Source organism: Streptomyces sp. NPDC047017 (genome assembly GCF_040644175.1).
GTDB lineage: Bacteria > Actinomycetota > Actinomycetes > Streptomycetales > Streptomycetaceae > Streptomyces.
Window position 1 is genome coordinate 12,428 of the sequence record NZ_JBEYVW010000008.1, and the last position, 20,392, is coordinate 32,819.

The 20,392-nt window shown below is 73.0% G+C and carries 19 protein-coding genes and 1 pseudogene; 15 read left to right on the forward strand and 5 right to left on the reverse strand.

The genetic code is table 11. The features are described 5' to 3' along the window. Window positions 1-138: 138 nt before the first annotated feature. The 5 genes from ABZ858_RS15365 to ABZ858_RS15385 are packed head-to-tail and all read left to right on the forward strand — an operon-like array spanning window position 139 to window position 5,719. Entirely contained in the window at window positions 139-1,761 is a 1,623-nt protein-coding gene (locus tag ABZ858_RS15365) for an ABC transporter substrate-binding protein (protein WP_361377250.1), read from the forward strand. A 6-nt stretch (window positions 1,762-1,767) separates the two neighbouring features. Beyond that, window positions 1,768-2,691 (forward strand): ABC transporter permease, encoded by a 924-nt coding sequence (locus ABZ858_RS15370; RefSeq protein ID WP_361377253.1) that lies wholly within the window; start codon window positions 1,768-1,770, stop codon window positions 2,689-2,691. After that, window positions 2,684-3,706: an ABC transporter permease gene (locus tag ABZ858_RS15375; RefSeq protein WP_361377256.1), complete on the forward strand. Its 1,023-nt coding sequence runs from the start codon at window positions 2,684-2,686 to the stop codon at window positions 3,704-3,706. Before ABZ858_RS15370 ends, ABZ858_RS15375 begins: the two co-directional genes overlap by 8 nt. An 8-nt stretch (window positions 3,707-3,714) precedes the next feature. Then, window positions 3,715-4,698, forward strand: a complete 984-nt coding sequence (locus ABZ858_RS15380; RefSeq protein ID WP_361377993.1) for an ABC transporter ATP-binding protein — start codon at window positions 3,715-3,717, stop codon at window positions 4,696-4,698. After that, entirely contained in the window at window positions 4,682-5,719 is a 1,038-nt protein-coding gene (locus ABZ858_RS15385) for a dipeptide ABC transporter ATP-binding protein (protein ID WP_361377259.1), read from the forward strand. Before ABZ858_RS15380 ends, ABZ858_RS15385 begins: the two co-directional genes overlap by 17 nt. Window positions 5,720-5,777: 58 nt before the next feature. On the opposite strand, the gene ABZ858_RS15390 is transcribed toward ABZ858_RS15385, so the two are convergent. After that, entirely contained in the window at window positions 5,778-7,901 is a 2,124-nt protein-coding gene (locus ABZ858_RS15390; RefSeq protein ID WP_361377262.1) for a prolyl oligopeptidase family serine peptidase, read from the reverse strand. A gap of 187 nt (window positions 7,902-8,088) precedes the next feature. Between ABZ858_RS15390 and ABZ858_RS15395 the strand changes: the two genes are divergently transcribed. Then, window positions 8,089-8,283 carry a hypothetical protein gene (locus ABZ858_RS15395; protein ID WP_361377265.1) on the forward strand — a complete coding sequence of 65 codons (195 nt, stop codon included), beginning with the start codon at window positions 8,089-8,091 and terminating at the stop codon, window positions 8,281-8,283. A 38-nt stretch (window positions 8,284-8,321) separates the two neighbouring features. Here the strand turns inward: ABZ858_RS15395 and ABZ858_RS15400 are convergent, their stop codons facing one another. Both ABZ858_RS15400 and ABZ858_RS15405 read right to left on the reverse strand, forming a co-directional pair. Continuing rightward, complete coding sequence (locus ABZ858_RS15400; RefSeq protein WP_361377268.1) at window positions 8,322-8,594, reverse strand: DUF397 domain-containing protein; 273 nt, start codon at window positions 8,592-8,594, stop codon at window positions 8,322-8,324. Continuing rightward, window positions 8,591-9,475, reverse strand: a complete 885-nt coding sequence (locus ABZ858_RS15405) for a helix-turn-helix transcriptional regulator (RefSeq protein WP_361377271.1) — start codon at window positions 9,473-9,475, stop codon at window positions 8,591-8,593. Before ABZ858_RS15405 ends, ABZ858_RS15400 begins: the two co-directional genes overlap by 4 nt. A gap of 135 nt (window positions 9,476-9,610) precedes the next feature. Here ABZ858_RS15405 and ABZ858_RS15410 point away from each other — a divergent pair, with 135 nt between their 5' ends. The 9 genes from ABZ858_RS15410 (at window position 9,611) to ABZ858_RS15450 (ending at window position 18,770) form a co-directional block, all read left to right on the forward strand. Further along, window positions 9,611-10,078, forward strand: coding sequence for an ATP-binding protein (locus ABZ858_RS15410; RefSeq protein ID WP_361377274.1), 468 nt, complete (start codon window positions 9,611-9,613; stop codon window positions 10,076-10,078). Between the two features lie 218 nt (window positions 10,079-10,296). After that, on the forward strand, window positions 10,297-11,184 hold the full coding sequence (locus ABZ858_RS15415; protein WP_361377277.1) for a helix-turn-helix domain-containing protein: 888 nt from the start codon (window positions 10,297-10,299) through the stop codon (window positions 11,182-11,184). A 9-nt stretch (window positions 11,185-11,193) separates the two neighbouring features. After that, window positions 11,194-12,141 carry an N-acetyl-1-D-myo-inositol-2-amino-2-deoxy-alpha-D-glucopyranoside deacetylase gene (gene mshB, locus ABZ858_RS15420; protein WP_361377280.1) on the forward strand — a complete coding sequence of 316 codons (948 nt, stop codon included), beginning with the start codon at window positions 11,194-11,196 and terminating at the stop codon, window positions 12,139-12,141. Further along, window positions 12,138-12,596, forward strand: a complete 459-nt coding sequence (locus ABZ858_RS15425) for a DUF6113 family protein (RefSeq protein WP_361377283.1) — start codon at window positions 12,138-12,140, stop codon at window positions 12,594-12,596. The genes mshB and ABZ858_RS15425 overlap by 4 nt, the downstream gene beginning before the upstream one ends. A gap of 199 nt (window positions 12,597-12,795) precedes the next feature. Next, entirely contained in the window at window positions 12,796-15,135 is a 2,340-nt protein-coding gene (locus ABZ858_RS15430) for a hypothetical protein (RefSeq protein ID WP_361377286.1), read from the forward strand. 149 nt (window positions 15,136-15,284) lie between these two features. Then, window positions 15,285-16,214, forward strand: a complete 930-nt coding sequence (locus tag ABZ858_RS15435; protein WP_361377289.1) for an ABC transporter ATP-binding protein — start codon at window positions 15,285-15,287, stop codon at window positions 16,212-16,214. Further along, complete coding sequence (locus tag ABZ858_RS15440; RefSeq protein ID WP_361377292.1) at window positions 16,211-16,951, forward strand: ABC transporter permease; 741 nt, start codon at window positions 16,211-16,213, stop codon at window positions 16,949-16,951. Before ABZ858_RS15435 ends, ABZ858_RS15440 begins: the two co-directional genes overlap by 4 nt. A 5-nt stretch (window positions 16,952-16,956) precedes the next feature. Then, window positions 16,957-18,159: a histidine kinase gene (locus ABZ858_RS15445; RefSeq protein WP_361377295.1), complete on the forward strand. Its 1,203-nt coding sequence runs from the start codon at window positions 16,957-16,959 to the stop codon at window positions 18,157-18,159. Continuing rightward, window positions 18,156-18,770 carry a response regulator transcription factor gene (locus ABZ858_RS15450; protein WP_361377298.1) on the forward strand — a complete coding sequence of 205 codons (615 nt, stop codon included), beginning with the start codon at window positions 18,156-18,158 and terminating at the stop codon, window positions 18,768-18,770. The genes ABZ858_RS15445 and ABZ858_RS15450 overlap by 4 nt, the downstream gene beginning before the upstream one ends. A gap of 469 nt (window positions 18,771-19,239) precedes the next feature. On the opposite strand, the gene ABZ858_RS15455 is transcribed toward ABZ858_RS15450, so the two are convergent. Next, window positions 19,240-20,091, reverse strand: coding sequence for a transglutaminase-like domain-containing protein (locus tag ABZ858_RS15455; protein ID WP_361377301.1), 852 nt, complete (start codon window positions 20,089-20,091; stop codon window positions 19,240-19,242). 17 nt (window positions 20,092-20,108) lie between these two features. Continuing rightward, window positions 20,109-20,392: pseudogene (locus tag ABZ858_RS15460) on the reverse strand (hypothetical protein); the annotation flags it as partial.

The window sequence follows — 20,392 nt, forward strand, 5'->3', positions numbered from 1 at the left end:
CAGGCGCCGCCACCGGTGAGCCGTGCGTGCCTTATGCCTTTTATGTGGTGATATGAGTGCCAAGCCGCACGCCGTACGGCACCGCACCGCACCGCACCGCACCGCGTCGCACCGCACCCCACCGCGAGGAGGCAGCCCATGCGTTCCGTCCCGCGCGTCACCTGGGCCGCGGGCGCGGTGCTGGCCGCGCTGCCGCTGGCCGCGGCCTGCGGCAGCGGCGCGGGCGCCGCCGGGGCCGGGGTGCTCAGCTCGTCCTGGGGCGATCCGCAGAACCCGCTGGAGCCGGCCAACACCAACGAGGTGCAGGGCGGCAAGGTGCTCGACATGGTCTTCCGCGGCCTCAAGCGGTACGACCCGCGCACCGGCAAGGCCCAGAACATGCTCGCCGAGCGGATCGACACCCCCGACTCCCAGCACTACACCGTCACGGTCAGGCCGGGCTGGACCTTCAGCAACGGCGAACCGGTCACCGCGCACTCCTTCGTCGACGCCTGGAACTACGGGGCGAGCCTGAAGAACAACCAGAAGAACGCGTACTTCTTCGGCTACATCGACGGCTACGACAAGGTGCACCCGGCGAGCGGCCGGCAGCGCGCCGACACCCTCTCCGGCCTGAAGGTCACCGGCCCGCGCACCTTCACCGTCCGGCTCGCCCAGAAGTTCTCCACCTTCCCCGACACCCTGGGCTACGCCGCCTTCGCCCCGCTGCCCCGGACGTTCTTCACCCACCACAAGGCGTGGCTGGACAAGCCCGTCGGCAACGGCCCGTACACCATCGCGTCGTACACCAAGGGCGCGCAGATGTACCTGAAGAAGTGGGACCGCTACCCGGGCCCCGACAAGGCGCGCAACGCCGGGGTCACCCTGATGGTCTACACCGACAACAACACCGCCTACACCGACGTGCTGGCCGGCAACCTCGATCTGGTCGACGACATCCCCGCCAGCCAGCTCAAGAACGTCACCTCCGACCTGGACGGCCGCTACCTCAACTCCCCGGCCGGCATCATCCAGACGCTCGCCTTCCCGTACTACGACAAGGCGTGGAACACCGACGGGGCGCGCAAGGTCCGCACCGGCCTGTCCATGGCCATCGACCGGGCGCAGATCACCAGGACCCTGTTCCGCGGCACCCGCACCCCGGCCACCGACTGGACCTCCCCGGTGCTCGGCGCGGACGGCGGCTACCGGGCGGGCCTGTGCGGCACGGCGTGCTCCTACGACCCGGCGGCGGCCAGGAAGCTCGTCAAGGAGGGCGGCGGGCTGCCCGGCGGCCAGGTGCGGATCACGTACAACGCGGACACCGGCTCGCACAAGCAGTGGGTGGACGCCGTGTGCAACTCCGTCAACAACGCGCTGGGCGACGACCGGGCCTGCGTCGGCAACCCGGTGGGCACCTTCGCCGACTTCCGTGACCAGATCGGCCGGCACAAGATGACGGGTCCCTTCCGGGCGGGCTGGCAGATGGACTACCCGCTCATCCAGAACTTCCTCCAGCCGCTCTACTACACCGGCGCCTCCTCCAACGACGGCACGTGGTCGGACCAGCGGTTCGACAAGCTCGTCGACCGGGCCAACGCCGAGACCGACCGGCGCGCCGCGATCCGCCTCTTCCAGCAGGCCGAAGGAGTCGTCCGCGACACGATGGCCGCCATCCCGCTCTGGTACCAGAACGGCAGCGCGGGCTACTCCGACCGGCTGCGCGACGTGGCGCTCAACCCGTTCAGCGTCCCCGTCTACAACGAGATCAAGGTCGGCTGAGCCGCCGTGGGACGCTATGTCGCCAGGCGCCTGCTCCAGATGGTCCCGGTGTTCGTCGGGGCCACTCTGCTGATCTTCCTGATGGTCAACGTGATGGGCGACCCCGTCGCCGGGCTGTGCGGGGAACGTGCCTGCGACACCGCCACCGCAGCCCAGCTCAAACGCGAGTTCGGCCTCGACAGGCCGCTGTGGCAGCAGTACGCGACCTACATGGGGAACGTGTTCACCGGCGACTTCGGCACCGCGTTCAACGGCCAGCCCGTCACCGAGCTGATGGGCGCGGCCTTCCCCGTGACCATCCGGCTGACCATCGTCGCGATCGTGTTCGAGATCGTCGTCGGTGTCACCCTGGGCGTGCTCACCGGGCTGCGCCGCGGCCGGCCCGTCGACACCGGTGTCCTGCTGCTCACCCTGGTCGTCATCTCGGTCCCCACCTTCGTCACCGGCCTGCTGCTGCAACTGCTGTTCGGCGTCACCTGGGGCTGGATCAGGCCGTCCGTACCGCCCGAGGCGTCCTTCGACGAGCTGATCGTGCCCGGCCTGGTCCTCGCCTCCGTCTCCCTGGCCTACGTCACCCGGCTGACCCGCACCTCGATCGCGGAGAACCGGCGCGCCGACTACGTCCGCACCGCCGTCGCCAAGGGCCTGCCACGCCGCCGCGTGGTCGTCCGGCACCTGCTGCGCAACTCGCTCATCCCGGTGGTCACCTTCATCGGCACCGACATCGGCGCCCTGATGGGCGGCGCCATCGTCACCGAGCGCATCTTCAACATCCACGGCGTCGGCTACCAGCTCTACCAGGGCATCCTGCGGCAGAACACGCAGACCGTCGTCGGTTTCGTCACCGTCCTGGTCCTGGTCTTCCTGGTCGCCAACCTGCTCGTGGACCTGCTGTACGCCGTACTCGACCCGAGGATCCGCTATGCCTGAGCAGCCCGCGCAGCCGCCGCGGCCCGCGCGGCCGTACGAGCCCGAAGGCGCCGTCGCGGGCACCGGCATGGGCGGCGGCATGGACCTGGCGGCGAGCGAGGCGGGCACCCTGGAACGCGGCCCCGGCGAAGGACCACAGGGTCCGCAGGGTTCGCGGAGCCCGCGGGACAAGCCCCGTTCCCTGGGGTCCGACGCCTGGCGCGACCTGCGCCGCAACCCCGTCTTCCTGCTCTCCGCGCTGGTCATCTGCTTCCTGGTGCTGATCGCGGTCTGGCCGTCCCTGATCGCCCCCGGCAACCCGCTCAGCTGCGACCTGGCCCGCGCCCAGGACGGCCCGTCCGCCGGGCATCCCTTCGGCTTCGACGGGCAGGGCTGCGACGTCTACACGCGTACCGTGCACGGCGCCCGGGCCTCCGTGACGGTCGGCGTGTGCGCCACCGTCGGCGTGGCCCTGCTGGGCTCCGTGCTCGGCGCGCTCGGCGGGTTCTTCGGCGGGGCCTGGGACGCGGTGCTGTCCAGGGTCACCGACATCTTCTTCGCGATCCCGGTCGTCCTCGGCGGCCTGGTCCTGCTGTCGGTGGTGACCAGCAACACCGTGTGGCCGGTGGTCGGGTTCATCGTGCTGCTGGGCTGGCCGCAGATCTACCGCATCGCCCGCGGTTCGGTCATCACCGCCAAGCAGTACGACTACGTGCAGGCCGCGCGCGCCCTCGGCGCCTCCGACACCCGCATCCTGCTGCGCCACATCGCGCCCAACGCCGTCGCCCCGGTGATCGTCGTCGCCACCATCGCGCTCGGCACCTACATCGCGCTGGAGGCGACCCTGTCCTATCTCGGCGTCGGGCTGAAACCGCCCAGCGTGTCCTGGGGCATCGACATCTCCGCCGCCTCGCCCTATGTGCGCAACGCCCCGCACGCGCTGCTGTGGCCGGCCGGTGCCCTGGCCGTGACCGTGCTGGCCTTCATCATGCTCGGCGACGCGGTGCGCGACGCCCTGGACCCGAAGCTGAGGTGAGCGAGCGAGTGCTGCTCGAAGTGCGCGACCTGCACGTGGAGTTCCGCACCCGGGACGGGGTGGCCCACGCCGTCAACGGCGTCGACTACGCGGTGGACCGGGGGGAGACGCTCGCCGTGCTCGGGGAGTCCGGCTCCGGCAAGTCCGTCACCGCCCAGGCGGTCATGGGCATCCTGGACACCCCGCCCGGCAGGATCACCGGCGGCCGGGTCCTCTTCCGCGGCCGGGACCTGCTGGCACTCAAGGAGGAGGAGCGGCGGCGGCTGCGCGGCGCCGACCTGGCGATGGTCTTCCAGGACGCGCTGTCCGCCCTGAACCCGGTGCTGACCGTGGGCGCCCAGCTCGCCGAGTTGTTCACCGTGCACCGGGGCATGTCCCGCAAGGAGGCCCGGGCCAGGGCGGTGGAGCTGATGGACCGGGTGCGCATCCCGGCCGCCGCGCAGCGCGTCGGGGACTACCCGCACCAGTTCTCCGGCGGGATGCGCCAGCGCATCATGATCGCGATGGCGCTCGCCCTGGAGCCCGGCCTGATCATCGCGGACGAGCCGACCACGGCCCTGGACGTGACCGTGCAGGCGCAGGTGATGGACCTGCTCGCGGAACTCCAGCGCGAGTACGACATGGGCCTCATCCTCATCACCCACGACCTCGGTGTGGTGGCCGACGTGGCCGACCGGATCGCGGTGATGTACGCGGGCCGGATCGTGGAGCGGGCCCCGGTCCACGACCTCTACAAGGCCCCCGCCCACCCCTACACGCGCGGGCTGCTGGACTCCATCCCGCGCCTGGACCGCAAGGGCCGGGAGCTGTACGCCATCAAGGGCCTGCCGCCCAACCTGATGGACATCCCGCCCGGCTGCGCCTTCCACCCGCGCTGCCCGATGGCCCGCGACGTGTGCCGTGCGCAGGTACCGCCGCTGTACGAGGTGGACGAGGAGCGCGGGTCCGCCTGCCACTTCTGGAGGGAGTGCCTGGATGGCCGGACCGGCTGAGCCCCTTCTCGACGTCACCGGGCTGGTCAAGCACTACCCGCTCACCCGGGGCGTGGTGTTCCGCAAGCAGGTGGGCGCGGTGAAGGCGGTGGACGGCGTCGACTTCTCGCTCGGCCGGGGCGAGACGCTCGGCATCGTCGGGGAGTCCGGCTGCGGCAAGTCCACGGTCGCCAAGCTGCTGTGCCACCTGGAGCGGCCCACCGCCGGTGCGGTCCGCTTCCGCGGCGAGGACGTCACCCGGCTGTCCGGCAGGGCCCTGAAGGCGGTGCGCCGCGACATCCAGCTGGTCTTCCAGGACCCGTACACCTCGCTCAACCCGCGCATGACGGTGGGCGACATCATCGGTGAGCCGTACGAGATCCATCCCGAGGTGGCCCCGAAGGGCGACCGGCGGCGCAAGGTCCAGGAGCTGCTGGACGTGGTCGGTCTCAACCCGGAGTACGTCAACCGGTATCCGCACCAGTTCTCCGGCGGCCAGCGCCAGCGCATCGGCATCGCCCGCGGCCTGGCGCTGCGCCCGCGGGTCATCGTCTGCGACGAGCCGGTCTCGGCGCTGGACGTGTCCGTCCAGGCGCAGGTGATCAACCTGCTGGAGCGGCTCCAGGCGGAGTTCGACCTCTCCTACGTCTTCATCGCGCACGACCTGTCGATCGTGCGGCACATCTGCGACCGGGTGGCGGTGATGTACCTGGGCCGGATCGTGGAGACCGGCACGGACGAGGAGATCTACGAGCACCCGACGCACCCCTACACCCAGGCGCTGCTGTCGGCGGTGCCGGTGCCCGATCCGGAGGCCCGCGAGCGCCGGGAGCGGATCATCCTCACCGGTGACGTGCCCTCCCCGGCGAACGTCCCCTCCGGCTGCCGGTTCCGCACCCGCTGCTTCAAGGCACGGGAGCGCTGCGCGCTGGAGGTGCCGCTGCTGGCGGTGCCCGCCGGGTTGCGTGACACGGGCGGTCCGGCGGCGCACGAGTCGGCCTGCCACTTCGCGGCGGAGCGGCAGGTGGTGGGGCGGGACTGAGGCACGGCACGGGCCGGGCGCGTACGGCGTCCCGGCCCGTGCCGTGCCTACGGGCCGCTCAGGCCAGGCCCAGGGACCGCTTGAGGAAGTCCACCTGGAGCAGCAGCAGGTTCTCGGCGACCTGTTCCTGCGGGGTCATGTGGGTGACCCCGGACAGCGGCAGCACCTCGTGCGGGCGGCCGGCGGCGAGCAGGGCGGAGGAGAGCCGCAGGGCGTGGGCGACCACCACGTTGTCGTCGGCCAGGCCGTGCACGATCATCAGCGGGCGGTGCGGCTCGGCGGGCTCGGTCAGGCCGTCGTCGGTGACCAGTGAACTCTTCGCGTACGACGCCGGGTCCGCGGCCGGGTCGCCGAGGTAGCGCTCGGTGTAGTGGGTGTCGTAGAGCCGCCAGTCGGTGACCGGGGCACCGGCGACGCCCGCGTGGAAGACGTCCGGGCGGCGCAGCACGGCCAGCGCGGACAGGTAGCCGCCGTAGGACCAGCCGCGGATCGCCACCCGGCCGAGGTCGAGCGGATGGGTCTTCGCGAGGTCCTGGAGGGCGTCGATCTGGTCGTCCAGGGTGAGGGTGAAGTCGCGGTGGATCGCCTTCTCCCAGGCGGGGGAGCGGCCCGGGGTGCCGCGGCCGTCCGCGACGACCACCGCGAAGCCCTGGTCGGCGAACCACTGCGAGGTGAGGTGGGCGTTGTGCGCGGCCAGCACGCGCTGTCCGTGCGGGCCGCCGTAGGGATCGAGGAGGACGGGCAGCGGGGCGCCCGTGTCACGGGGGTAGTCCGTAGGCATAAGCACGGCGCACGGAATTCGGCGTGCGCCCCCTTCGGTGAGGGTCACGCGCGGGGTCAGGCCCGGGTCCTCGGCCCGCGAGGCGATCACCGCCGTCTCCGTACCGTCCCGCAGCACGCGCACCCGTGTGTTCGGCCGGTCCAGGGTGGCCGTGACCAGCACGGTCACCTCCCCGGCGCGCACCGCCGTGTGCACGCCGGGCTCCTGGCTCACCCGCTCCCAGCCCAGCTCGTTGACGCGGTAGACGTGCACCTCGCCGGTCTCCGGCTCCGCCGCCTCCTCGCCCGCCGAGGCGGCGACCAGCACATCGTCCCCGGCCACGTCGAGCACCGCCCGGACGTGCAACTGCGGTCCGGTGAGCGGACGTTCCCCCACGGCCAGGACGCGTGCGCCCCCCTCGTCCACGATGCGTACGAGCTGTCCGGAGGGGCTCCAGCAGGGCACACCAGGGAAAAGATCAAGCCAAGTTAGATCTTCGTCGGCGTGCACCATCCGGGTCGCCCCCGAGGCCGGGTCCACCGCCAGGTACACCTGGCTGCGCTGGTCACGGGCCTGCACCAGGAGCAGCGGCGCCCCGGCGGCCGACCAGTGCACCTGTGCCAGGTACGGGTAGCGCTCCCGGTCCCAGGCGACCTCGGTGCGCGTCCCGTCCAAGGTGATCACGAACAGCCGCACCTCGGCGTTGGCGGTGCCCGCCGCCGGGTAGCGGACGTGGGCGGGCTCCCGCTCGGGGTGTGCCGGATCGGAGATCCACCACTGCCCGACCGGCGCCTCGTCCACCCGCGCCACCAGCAGCCGGTCCGACTCCGGCGCCCACCAGAACCCCCGTGACCGGCTCATCTCCTCGGCCGCGATGAACTCCGCCAGGCCGTAGGCGACGGTCTGCGACTCCGGCTCGGCGAGCGCCCGGTCCCCCTCGCCCTCGGCGCCCACCACGCGCAGGGCGCCGCCGGCGACATAGGCGACATGCCGTCCGTCCGGCGAGGGACGCGGGTCGATCACCGGCCCGGGCACCGGAAGTTCACGTGCGGTGCCCGCCCGCAGCTCCGCTGTGAAGAGCCGCCCCGACAGGGCGAAGGAGGCCAACTCCACGGCGGTGTCGGTGGCGTAGCCGACGATTCCGGCGCCGCCCTCACGGCTGCGCTCACGGCGCGCCCGCTCCTCGGGCGACAGGTCCTCCAGGGCGCCGCCGAGGAGGGCGCGCGGGTCCGCGGCCACGTGTTCCCGCCGGTCGGCCGGGTCGAGGACCCACAGCGCGTTGGCCCGGTCCGTACCGGAGCCGGAGCGCAGGAACACCACCCGGGAGGCGTCGGGAGCGACGGTGAAGGCACGGGGCGCGCCGAGCGTGAACCGCTGGGTGCGCGCGTGCCGTCGGGGGAAGGAGACAGGCTCGTTCGTCATGCCTTGACCATATTGGCCATGCGCCCCCTTGTGCGGCCGTGCGCCGACCGATGCGCGCGTGCGGATAGTTATGATCAACCACGCATAGTGGGTAGGAACCCGAAGCCTGTTGTGTGGATTTATCTGCCCCCATAGTCCGACCCCCCGACACCCCCCGCGTCCTGGGATCAATTGGAGGTGAGCCGCCGTGGCACTCTCGATTTCGGCGGTGGTGCTGCTGGCGATCATCGTGTTCCTGATGATCAAGAAATCAGGACTGAAGGGCGGTCACGCGGTCGTCTGCATCCTGCTCGGCTTCTACCTGGCCTCCTCCACGATCGCCCCCACCATCAGTCAACTGACCACGAACATCGCGGGGATGATCGGCAGCCTCAAGTTCTAGGGTGAGGCTCGCCGTGCGACGGGGCGAGCCTCACGGGGTCACGCCTGGGCGGCGTGCGAGACGAAGCCGCTCCAGGCGGAGGGCGCGAACGCCAGCCGGGGTCCCTGGAGGTGCTTCGAGTCACGGACGTGGATGGTGCTGGGTTCGGTGGCGATCTCTACGCAGGAGTCGCCCTCGGAGCCGTCGCTGTAGCTGCTCTTGAACCAGTTCAGGGCCACTTCCACGCAGGAGTCACCCTCGCTGCTGCTGCTGTAGCTGCTCTTGTACCACGCCAGGTCTGAGGCGCCGTTGGGTGAGGTGTTGCGCGTCATGTTTCCTCCAGCAGCTTCTTGATGACGACAGTCGACTCACGGGGCGTGAGGGCCTGCGTCCGGATGATTCCATACCGGAGTTCCAGAATACGGAGCTGCCGGAGGTCGGAGACCGGGCGGCCGTTGACCACCACAGGGGAGCGTCCGATGGCTGAGCCGTCCTGGAACTTGAGCACTTCGATCCCCCCGTCCATTCCGGCGTGACCTTCGAGTTCCAGCGGCAGTACCTGGAGTTCGACGTTGGGCAACTGCCCCAACTCAAGCAAGTGCTCAAGCTGGCTCCGCCGAACCGCCTCGCCCCCCAGCGGGCGACGAAGCGTCCACTCCTCCAGCACGAAGCTGAGTTCAGGTGCAGGGTCCCGCTCGAAGATCGCCCCGCGAGCCACGCGTGCTGCGATGAACCGCTCCACCTCTTCCAGCGCGTACGCGGGCCGCCGCATCGACAGGAGAGCGCGCGCGTACTCAGGGGTCTGCAACAAGCCTGGAATTTGCAGCGGATTGAAGAGCTGAAGCTCAACTGCCCGCCCTTCCACCTGCGCCAGATCCCGTACCTTCTTCGGGTACCGGACCTTCTTCACATCCTCCTTCATCGCCGCGATGAGCCCACCGGCCCGGAGGATCCGCTCCGAGCTGTCCAGGTAGTCCGGGCGGGGAATCCGCTTCCCCGACTCCACCTTGTAGACCATGTCCTCGCCGTAGCCGACCGCCTTGGCGAACTCCACGACCCGCATGCCCGCCGCCTCGCGCCGCAGCCGCAACTGCCTGCCCACCGTGGTGATGACGGCCAGTGCCCAGTCGTCGTCCGGATCGACCTCCCAGCCTGGCTCGTCCGTCTCCTCGGTCTCGGCCCTGGGCCGTACCGCCTCGCCGTCCACCGACATGTCGCGCCCCTCCGTTGTGCCGTGGGCGAGGGCTCTGTCTACAGTCCGGACAGCACCGGACAACGCATGGACAGTGACCCTACGCACCTGCGTGATTACTCTTCACGGTAGAGCTATCCGGCCACGCTGAGTGACGTGAATCAGAAAATCACCGAGGGCTCAGCCCCAACTCGCCCCGCCGTCCGCCACTTCAGCATCCTGCTGTCGTCCACCCCGCGAGGGGCCCGTCTCGCCCGGCTGTTCACCGTGGACCAGCTCCGCGACTGGGGTGTGCCGTCCGAGACGGCGAGCCATGTCGTGGCCGAGCTGGCGGCCAACGCGGCCACCCACGGCCGCCTTCCCGGCCGCAGCTTCCGTCTCACGTTCTACGTGGTCGGCGGCACACTGCGGATCGAGGTCAGTGACACGAGGGGCGACCGGCTGCCCGAGCCGGGGGAGCCGGACGCCCTGGCCGAGTCGGGGCGGGGCCTGTTGCTGGTCGAGGCCCTGGCGGACCGCTGGGGAGTGACGCCTGAGCGCTTCCCGCGCAAGACGGTCTGGGCCGAACTGAGCGTGTCGCCACCGGAACCCGGCCCGCCGTGCTCCGGTGGCGACCGCGCCTGAAAGGCAAAGGACTTCGGGGAAAGCACCCCACCAAGCCCCACCCCTCCCGCCCGTGGCCCGCGCTCACTCGGGCGGGTGAACATCCGCCGCAGGGCTGGCTTTCGGAGCCCTCGGCGGCTCTACGCTCGGCGCGACACCACCGCAGACATGAGACGGCCCCCGCCGGGACGGGCAATCCCAGTGCGAGGGCCTGACCACCGAGGAAGGCCAACTTCCCGATGGGTATCCAGAACCCTAGCGTGCCCCCGCACGCCCAGTCCCGCACTGCGGGCAACAAGCACCCGAACCGGGCGGCCCACCGCACCGGCGGGCTCACCCACGACAACACCCGCCACACCACCCGCTTCACGGTGGTCGGCAACCACCTGGCGCAGCACCGCGAGCTGTCGCTGCTGGCGATCGGCCTCGGAGTGCACCTCCAGTCGCTCCCCGGGGGCGCCCGCGTGGACATCAAGTCCCTGGCCGCCCGATTCCCGGAGGGGGCGACCCGGATCGCGGCCGCGCTGCGCGAGCTGGAGGCGCACGGCTACCTGCGCAGGAAGCGCGAACGCGTCCCCGGCGGCCGTATCGTCACCCGCACGGTCTCCTGCAACCAGCCGACCACCGAACCGGCCCGGCCCCCGAGCGGACACCGCACGCACGAGCCACGCGAGAAGCGCGCCCAGGGCAAGCCGCCGCTCCCGGCCGTACCGCGCGCCGCGCACCCCGCCCCGGCGCTCCTCCAGGCCGCCGCCGACCTCCTCGCGGACCTCCGCCGCCACGACTCGCGGCTGCTGCTCTCCGCCCCCGAGACGGCCCACCTCACCCCGGGGGTGGCGGCCTGGCTGGAGCGCGAGGTGCGCCCGGCGGACGTACGCCGGGCGTTGACGGCCGGCCTGCCGCCCGAGGACCTGCGCCGCCCGGCGGCCCTGCTGGCACACCGCCTCACCGACCGCCTGCCGCCCCCGCCCCCGTTCCGCGCCCCGGCCGCCGCCCCGCCACCCGTACGGCACCCCCTTCAGAACTGCGACGGCTGCGAACGCGCCTTCCGCGCCCCGGGCCCCGGCCGCTGCCGCGCCTGCCTCGCCGGGGAAACCGGTTCCGGGCCGTCGCTGCCCGCCTCGTAGGCTGGGGGCATGACGGAACTGCCCCCCTCCGGCTCCCGGCGGCTGCTGCTGGTGCACGCGCACCCCGACGACGAGTCGATCAACAACGGCGCCACCATGGCCCGGTACGCGGCCGAGGGCGCCCGGGTGACACTGGTCACCTGCACGCTGGGGGAGCGCGGCGAGGTCATCCCGCCCGGACTGGCGCACCTGAGCGGCGCCGCGCTCGGCGCCCACCGGCACGAGGAGCTGGCCGCCGCCATGGCCGCCCTGGGGGTCACCGACTTCCGGCTGCTCGGCGGCGCCGGACGGTACGGCGACTCCGGGATGATGGGGCTCGCCGACAACGACGACCCCGACTGCCTGTGGCAGGCCGACCTCGACGAAGCCGCCGAGCAGTTGGTCGCGGTGGTCCGCGAGGTGCGCCCGCAGGTCCTCGTCACCTACGACGACAACGGCGGCTACGGCCACCCGGACCACATCCAGGCCCACCGCGTCGCCCTGCGCGCCGCCGCCCTCGCCGCCGACCCCGCCGTACGGCCGGACCTGGGGGCGCCCTGGGAGATCGCCAAGATCTACTGGACCCGCACCCCCCGCTCCGTCGCCGAGGCCGCCTTCGCCCGCCTGCGCGACGCCCTCCCCGGCCTGCCCTTCGACACCCTGGCCGACCTCGGTGACCTCCCCGGAGTCGTCGCCGACGAGCGGATCACCACCGAGATCGACGGCACCGCCCACGCCGGGGCCAAGGCCGCCGCGATGCGCGCCCACGCCACCCAGATCGAGGTGGCCGAGCCCGCTTTCGCCCTCTCCAACCGGCTTGCCCAGCCCCTGTTCACCACCGAGTACTACGAACTGGTACGCGGGCGGGGAGACGGGGAAGACGTCCGGGGCACGGAAGTCCGGGACATGGAAGTCCAGGGCACGGAAGTCCAGGACAGGGAGAACGACCTGTTCGCCGGTATCGAGGAGGCGTCATGACCGCGTCGTCCGGGCGGGGCCGGGCCCAGGGGTCGCCCGCGCGCGGCCCCGCGCAGGGTTCCGCGCTCGCGCAGCCGCTGCGCCTGCCGTCCGCCGGGCGGGCCGCCGCCTGCCTGGGGCTGTTCGCGCTGGGACTGGTCGTCGGCGCCGCCGGGGCGCTGCTCCAGGGCGCCTGGTTCCCCGGCGGACTGCTGCTCGCCCTGGCGGGCGCCGCCGGGCTCTTCCTGGGCGGGGCGTACGCGCTGCGCGGCCGGGGCGGGGCCGTGGCGGGCGCGGCCGGCTGGCTGGTCGCCGTCATGCTGCTCACCGCCAGCCGCCCCGAAGGGGACTTCCTCTTCGCGGCCGGGGGCGGTTCGTACGTCTTCCTGCTCGGCGGCATGGCCGTCGCTGTGATCTGTGCCACCTGGGGCGGCGGACGGCAACGGGACGACCGTGACGTACGGCTGGGCGAATGACGTACCGCTTCTTCCCCAAGTCCCCGTGCGGGTCCGGTGAGGGTTATCCCGGCGGTCCCGGGAAAACGGCCGGAAGTGGCCAGTATGGTGGTGCGCGCCGCCGAGCCTCGTCCAAGCACTCGATCTCGCTCGCGCAGGGGGGACTCCCCGGGCGCGGAGAGGTCGTAACGGGCGGCGGAGCCAACCGGGAGAACCTGCCTTGACTCGTGACACTGACACTCCGTCCTCCGGGCCCCACGGGCGCGGAGGAGCCGCCTACCCCTCGGGGACCCCGCCGTACGGCACGCCGGTCTCCGACGACGGCGCGGACGCGGGCCGTCCGGCCGCGCGGCCGGAGGACCGCAAGACGGAGACCACGCTGACGACCCGGGTCCGGATCAACATCCCCGGGTCCCGGCCGATCCCGCCGGTGGTCGTGCGCAAGCCCGTCCCCGAGGGGGAGACCGAGGCGTCCGGCGGTGCGGGGTCCCAGGGGCGCGACTCGGCGGGCCGGCCCGAGGGCACCGGGCGGACCGACGCGACCGGCGGCGGCGTACCCGGTGACACGCGGTCGCCGGGCGGTGCCGCAGCCGCTTCCGCTTCCGCGTCCGCACCCGCGCCCGGCGGCGCGGCGCAGACACCCGGGGGCGAACCGGCCGCGTCGGGCGAGGACAAGCCGACCAGCGACTGGTTCGCACCCCGCAAGTCCGCCCCGGGCAAGGGCGGTCAGCCGGGCGGCGGCACCAACGGCGCTGGACTGCCCGGCGGTTCGGGCACCCCGGCGAACGGGACCGGCAGCGGTGCCGGGGCCGGGTCCGGCGCGGCGCCGGCCGGTGGGCGTCCCGGTGGCGTGGTCGGCTCGATGAGCGTGCCCCCGGCCACCTCCCGCAACGGCTCCGGCAACGGCACCGGGCTCCCCGGCGCCACCGGCGGCCCGGTCGCGCCCGGTCACGGCGGCGGCACCGGCTCCTTCGACGTGACCGAGGCGCTGGCGGCGGGCCCGCTGTCCGGCGGCTCCCGCCCGGGCGGCGGCGAGCCGCGCCGGGACGACCTGCCGTACTTCGCCGAGGGCGGCCAGAACGGCCCCGAGGGCCACGGCGGCTACGGCGACCAGGGCGGCCCCGGCGGGTTCGACGGCGCCGGCCTGCCCGGCGGCCCGGCCGGCTCGCCCGGCCCGGCGGGACCGACCGGCGGCCCGGTGACCGGCGACGCGGCGCTCTTCCCGCCCACCACGGGCGGCCCCGCCGAGGCCCGGCGCGGCGTACCGGGTGCCCCGGCCGGGCACCCCGGGACCCCCGGGACCCCCGCGCCTTCCGGGCACACCGCCCGTCCGGGCGGTGGCCTGAGCGACGACACCGCGATCCTCACCCCGCAGAAACTTGCCCCCGAGCTGGGCGGCCCGGGCTCCGCCCACCGGCCGGACAACGTCTCCGGACACACCGTCACCAGCGGCATGCCCGTCCTGCCCACGGGCGCGGGCGACGCCGACTCGCCCTTCCGCACGAGCCCCGGCGGCAGCGGGCCGCAGTCGCCCACGCCCCCCAAGCTGCCCGACCCGGCACCGCAGAGCGCGGGCGCGCCCGCGAAGTCCGCGAAGTCCGCCAAGGCGCCCAAGAAGAAGGGCCGCAGCAAGATCGCGCTGCTCGGCGGCCTGGTGGTCGTCGCCGCCGGGCTCGCCTACGGCGCCGGACTGCTGATGAACCACTCCGACGTGCCCAAGGGCACCACCGTGCTCGGTGTCGACATCGGCGGCGGCAGCCGCGACGACGCGGTCAAGAAGCTCGACGACGCCTTCGGCAAGCAGGTGAACAAGCCGCTGAAGCTGTCCGTCGACGGCTCGACCGTCGCCCTCAAGCCCGAGCAGGCCGGACTCCAGCTCGACACCCAGGCCACGGCCAGCGCGGCGGCGCAGAGCGACTACAACCCGGTCTCGGTGATCGGCTCGCTGTTCGGCAACCACCGCGTGGTCCAGCCGCAGATGCCGGTGGACGAGGAGAAGCTCCAGGCGGCCCTGCAGAACGCGGCGGGCGGCGCCGGGGCGGCGACCGACGGCACCATCAAGTTCGAGCCGGGCAAGGCGGTCGCCGTGTACGGCAAGGCGGGCAAGGGCATCGACGCCGCCCGTTCCACGGAGGCGGTCGAGCAGGCGTACCGCACCCAGGTGGAGACGGGGACGAGCAGGCCGGTCCAGGTGCCCACCACCACCCGCCGGCCGACGGTCTCCGACGCCGAGGTCGACCGGATGATGAAGAAGTTCGCCGAGCCCGCCATGTCAGGGTTCGTCACGGTCCGGGTGGACGCCGCCCATTCCGTACGGTTCGGCCCGCAGAAGTCGCTGTGGAAGTTCCTCGGCGTCAAGGCCGTGGACGGCAAGCTGGTCGAGTACTACGACCAGGCCGCGCTCAAGCAGCTGTACGGCGGCGCCTTCGACAAGGTCCTCATCACCCGGGGCACCGGCCAGAAGACGCCCGTCACCGTCGAGGACGTGATCGGCGCCCTGCGCCCGGCCCTGATGAGCAGGACCGACCGGGTGGGCGTCATCGACACCGACCCGAGCTAGCGCATACGGGAGAAGGGGCCCCGGCGGCGGACGTGTCCGCGGCCGGGGCCCCTCGCCGTGCTGTCACCCCGCCCGCATGACATCTGTCATCCGCTGGTCAGGACCGCCGACACTGCCGCCGCCCACCGCTCAGCGGCCACCATGGGGGCATGACGACGACAGCGGAGACCAGCACCGCGACCGCGGTGGTGGCGTTCGAACAGGTGACCAAGAGCTACGGGAACGTACGGGCCGTGGACGGCCTGACCCTCACCCTGCACCCCGGGGAGACCGTGGCCCTGCTCGGCCCGAACGGCGCGGGCAAGTCGACCACCCTCGATCTGCTGCTCGGCCTCAAGAACCCGGACAGCGGCACGGTCCGCGTCTTCGGCACCGGCCCGCGCGAGGCGATCACCGCCGGGCACGTGGGCGCCATGCTCCAGAGCGGCGGCCTGATGGAGGAGGTCACCGTCGCCGAACTGGTGCGGCTCGCCTGCGACCTGCACCCCCGCCGCTACAAGGCCGACGAGGTGCTGGCCCGGGCCGGTATCACGCAGATCGCCGACCGCAAGGTCAACAAGCTCTCCGGCGGCCAGGCCCAGCGGGTCCGCTTCGCCCTGGCCACCGCGGGCGACAGCGACCTCATCGTCCTGGACGAGCCGACCACCGGCATGGACGTCTCCGCCCGGCAGGCGTTCTGGGCCACCATGCGCGAGCAGGCCGACCAGGGCCGCACCGTGCTGTTCGCCACCCACTACCTGGAGGAGGCCGACGCCATCGCCGACCGCGTCCTGGTGCTGCACCGGGGCCGGCTGCTGGCCGACGGCACCGCCGCCGAGATCAAGGCGAAGGCCGGGGCACGGCGGGTCGCCTTCGACCTGGACGGCACGATCGACGCGGCCGCGCTGCGCGACCTGCCCTTCCTGACCTCCCTCGACGTGAGCGGCCAGACCGTCCGCATCCAGTCCACCGACGCCGACGCGACCGTGCACGCGCTGTACGGGCTCGGTGTCTACCCCCGCAACCTCGAAGTCGCCGGGCTCGGCCTTGAGCAGGCGTTCGTGGCCATCACCGAGGCCGAGGAGGCCAAGCAGTCGTGAACAGCCTGATCAAGCTGGAAATCGCGCGCGCCCTGCGCAACCGCAAGTTCCTGTTCTTCTCCGTGCTCTACCCGGCGATCCTCTTCCTGATCTTCTCCAGCAGCGCCGGCTCCGGCGACAAGGTCGGCGGCACCGGCCTGACCGTGGCCACCTACCTGATGGTCTCCATGGCCTCCTTCGGCGCCCTGACCGCCGTGCTCATGGGCAACAGCGAGCGCATCGCCAAGGAACGCGAGAGCGGCTGGGTACGGCAGCTACGGCTGACCAGCCTGCCCGGACGCGGCTACGTCCTCGCCAAGACGGCCAGCGCCGCCGTGGTCAGCCTGCCGTCCATCCTGGTCGTCTTCGTGGTCGCCGGCGCCGTCAAGGACGTCCGCCTCGACGCCTGGCAGTGGCTCGCCCTGACCGGGGTGATCTGGGCGGGCAGCCTGGTCTTCGCCGCGCTCGGTGTCGCCATCGGCTACCTCGCCAGCGGCGACGCGGTCCGCCCGATCACGATGATCGTCTACTTCGCGCTGTCGCTGCTCGGCGGGCTGTGGATGCCGGCCACCACGTTCCCGCAGTGGCTCCAGAACATCGCCAAGTGGCTGCCCACCCACGCGTACGCTGCTCTCGGCCAGGCCATCGAACAGAGCCAGGCCCCGCATCTGAGGGACGTCGCCGTACTCGTCTTCTTCTTCGCCCTGTTCGCGGGCGGTGCGGCCTGGCTGTACCGGAAGGACACGCTGAAGGCGTGAGTGCCATGACGGAAGACCCGCGGCCCGGCGAAGGCCGGGCCGAACGGCTGATGCGCATGGGGCAACCGCCCCGCGACCTCGGCGAGGCGCTGCGCAAGCTGGTGTGGATCGTGCCCTGGCTGATCTTCCTCGGCGCCCCGGTCGGCGACCTCGCCTCCGGGGCCCACCCGCCCGCCGCCACCGCGGCCGGCTGGAGCGGCCTGGCCGTCTTCACCGGCGTGTACCTGACACTGGTCTTCCGGAACATGGGCAAGCCGTTCGCCGCGCGGGCCGTCATCGGCCTCGTCATGGTGCTCGGCGCGCTCGCCCTCGCCCTCAGCCTGACCCTCGGCGCCCAGTGGCTCGGCCTGTTCGTGTACGTCTCCGCCGCCTGCGGCGTCACCCTGCCGCTGCGGGCCGCCTACACGACGATCCCGCTGACCACCGTGGTGATGGCGGTCGTCGCGCACCGCGACGGCGAGGACGACGTGTGGACCTTCGTGCTGCTGGTGCTGTTCACCGGCTTCGCGATGACCGGCGTACGCCAGCTCATGCGCACCACGGTCGAGCTGCGCCAGGCCCGCGCCACCGTCGCCCAGCTCGCCGCCAACGAGGAGCGGCTGCGCCTCGCCCGCGACCTGCACGACCTGCTCGGCCACTCGCTGTCCCTGATCACGCTGAAGAGCGAGCTGGCCGGCCGGATGCTGCCCGGCCACCCCGACAAGGCGGCCCAGCAGGTCGCCGACATCGAGCAGGTCAGCCGCCAGGCGCTGGTGGACGTCCGCGAGGCCGTCACCGGCTACCGCCGCCCCCGGCTGGCGGCCGAGCTGGCCGGCGCCCAGGTCGCGCTGACCGCGGCCGGGGTCAGCGCCGAACTGCCCGCCGAACCCCCGCTGGCCGGCGTCCCCGAGGAGAGCGAGGCCGCCCTCGCCTGGGCGATGCGCGAGGCCGTCACCAACGTCGTACGGCACAGCGGGGCCCGGCGCTGCGTGGTGGAGGTCGTACGCCGCCAGACCCTGGACGGTCCGGTGCTCGAACTGTCCGTGGAGGACGACGGCCCGGGCGGCCCGGGCGGCTCCGGCGGCGGGTTCGGCAACGGACTGACCGGCCTGACCGAACGCCTCCAGCAGAGCGGCGGCACCCTGGAGGCGGGCCGCCGCAAGCGCGGCTTCCGGCTGGTCGCCCGAGTGCCGGCCGCACAGGGGGCGGACGTAGACTCCCGGGCATGAGCAGCACGATCAGGGTCCTCCTCGCCGAGGACCAGTCGATGGTCCGCGAGGCACTGGCCGCCCTGCTCGGCCTGGAGGACGACATCGAGGTCGTGGCGCAGGTGGCGCGGGGGGACGAGGTCGTGGCCGCCGCGCACGCCCACGGCATCGATGTGGCGCTGCTCGACATCGAGATGCCCGGCTGCACCGGCATCGAGGCCGCCGCCCGGCTGCACCGGGAGCTGCCCGCGGTCAGACTGGTCGTGCTCACCACCTTCGGCCGCCCCGGCTATCTGCGCAGCGCGATGGAGGCGGGCGCCGACGCGTTCCTGGTGAAGGACGCCCCCGCCGCGCAACTGGCCGCCGCCGTGCGCAAGGTGCTGGCCGGTGAGCGGGTCATCGACCCCACGCTCGCCGCGGCGGCCCTGGCCGAGGGCGCCAACCCGCTCACCGACCGCGAACGCGAGATACTGCGCGCCGCCGCCGACGGCTCCACCAACGCGGAACTGGCCGCCACCCTCCACCTCTCCCAGGGCACAGTCCGCAACTACCTCTCCACCGCCATCCAGAAACTCGCCGTCCGCAACCGCACGGAGGCGGTACGGATCGCCCGGGAGAAGGGGTGGCTTTAGGGGGCGGGCGGCCTCTTCGGGCGCTGTTGGGGCTGTTGGGGGCTGGGTCTGCCGGGGTGCAGGGGGCTGTTGGGGGCTGGGTCTGCCGGGGTGCGAGGGGCTGTTGAGGTGCCGGGGCGGCGCCTGCGGACGCCCGTTCAACCCCAGCGGTCCGGCGCGGTTCCGGCGGCCCCAGCGGGTCCGGCTGCCCCAGACGCCCCGACGGTCACAGGGAATGGACCCGGCTGCCCAGCACAGCAGCCTGCTGGGGCCGCATGGTCCGCGCCGGGCCGCCGGGGCTGCCGGGGCTGCCGGGCCCCGCTCCGAGCGCCTCTGGGACTGGGCTGCTGCGGGCGCCGCCTGGGCCTGTCAGGGGCCACTGGGGCGTGTGGGGCTGCCGGGACCGTTGGGGCAGCGGTGACGGCCGGTGAAGTCAGGGTCGGTGGGGTCTGTGGGGTCTGTGGGGTCGGTGGGGGCGGTGTCGGTGGGGTCAGTTGAGCATGGCCCGTGCTGCCAGGGCCTGTCCCCGTACCTGCTCCGCGGCCGGTTCGTCCACCGCCGCGACCAGATCGGCGTACGCCTCCAGCTCCAGCGCCCCGCCCACGAAGTCGCCCCGCTGCACCAGAAGCTGCGCCCGCTCGTAGCGCAGCCGCGCCGGATGCGAGGGCAGCAGCAGCGACAGCTCGACCGCCCACAGCGCCACGTCCGACCGCTCGGGGCGGGCCGCGGCCCACGCCCGGACGTTGTTCAGGATGCGCAGCACCACGTCCAGCGGCGCCGCCGGGGACATCATCGACGGCCGCAGCGGCGCCCCCGTCGACCCCGCGACCAGCAACTCGGCGTCCGCCCCGGTCAGCACCCGGCCACCGTCGAACGGATCGGCGAGCACCTGCTCCTCGGCGGTGCCGAAGCCGACCACGAAATGCCCGGGCAGCGCGACCCCGTACACCGGCGCCCCGGCGCGCCGCGCGACCTCGATCCACACCACGGACAGCAGGATCGGCAGCCCGCGCCGCCGCCGCAGCACCGCGTGCAGCAGCGAGGAGTCCAGCCGCTGGTAGTCCGTGTCCGAGCCGCGGAACCCGTACCGCTCGCCGAGCAGCGCGCTCACCGCCCGCGCCCACGCGAGCGGCCCGCCCGGCCGGTACGGGAGCTGCCCCGCCAGCCGGTCCAGCTCGGTCTGCGCGGTGTCGAGCCCCGTCTCGTCCAGCGTCCCGTCACCCACCGCGCCGATGAGCAGGCACAGTGCGGACAGATCGGGCCGCTCGGAGCGCGCCTCCTCGGCGAACCGCCGACGCAACTCGGCGGCCCGCTCGGCCGGCGGAGGACAAGGATGACGCATGGCAGACCCGTACCCCCTCACCACGCCCCCCACGACCGCCCGGAGCCACCGGCATCGGCCTCGGCGCTCGATCCGGCGCCGGGCTTCGCACCCCGCCCCGCGCCGGACTCGACACCCGGCCCGACGCTCGGCTCGGCCTCGGGCCGCGCCTCGGGCCGCGCCTCGGGCCGCGCCTGCGGCTTCGCCCTCGCCTCGACACCCGCCTCGACACCCGGCTCGGTGCCGGGCCGCGCGACCGGCTGCGCGCTACGCCCCGCATCCGGCCCTGTGCCGAACTCCGTATCCGGCCCTGTGCCGGACC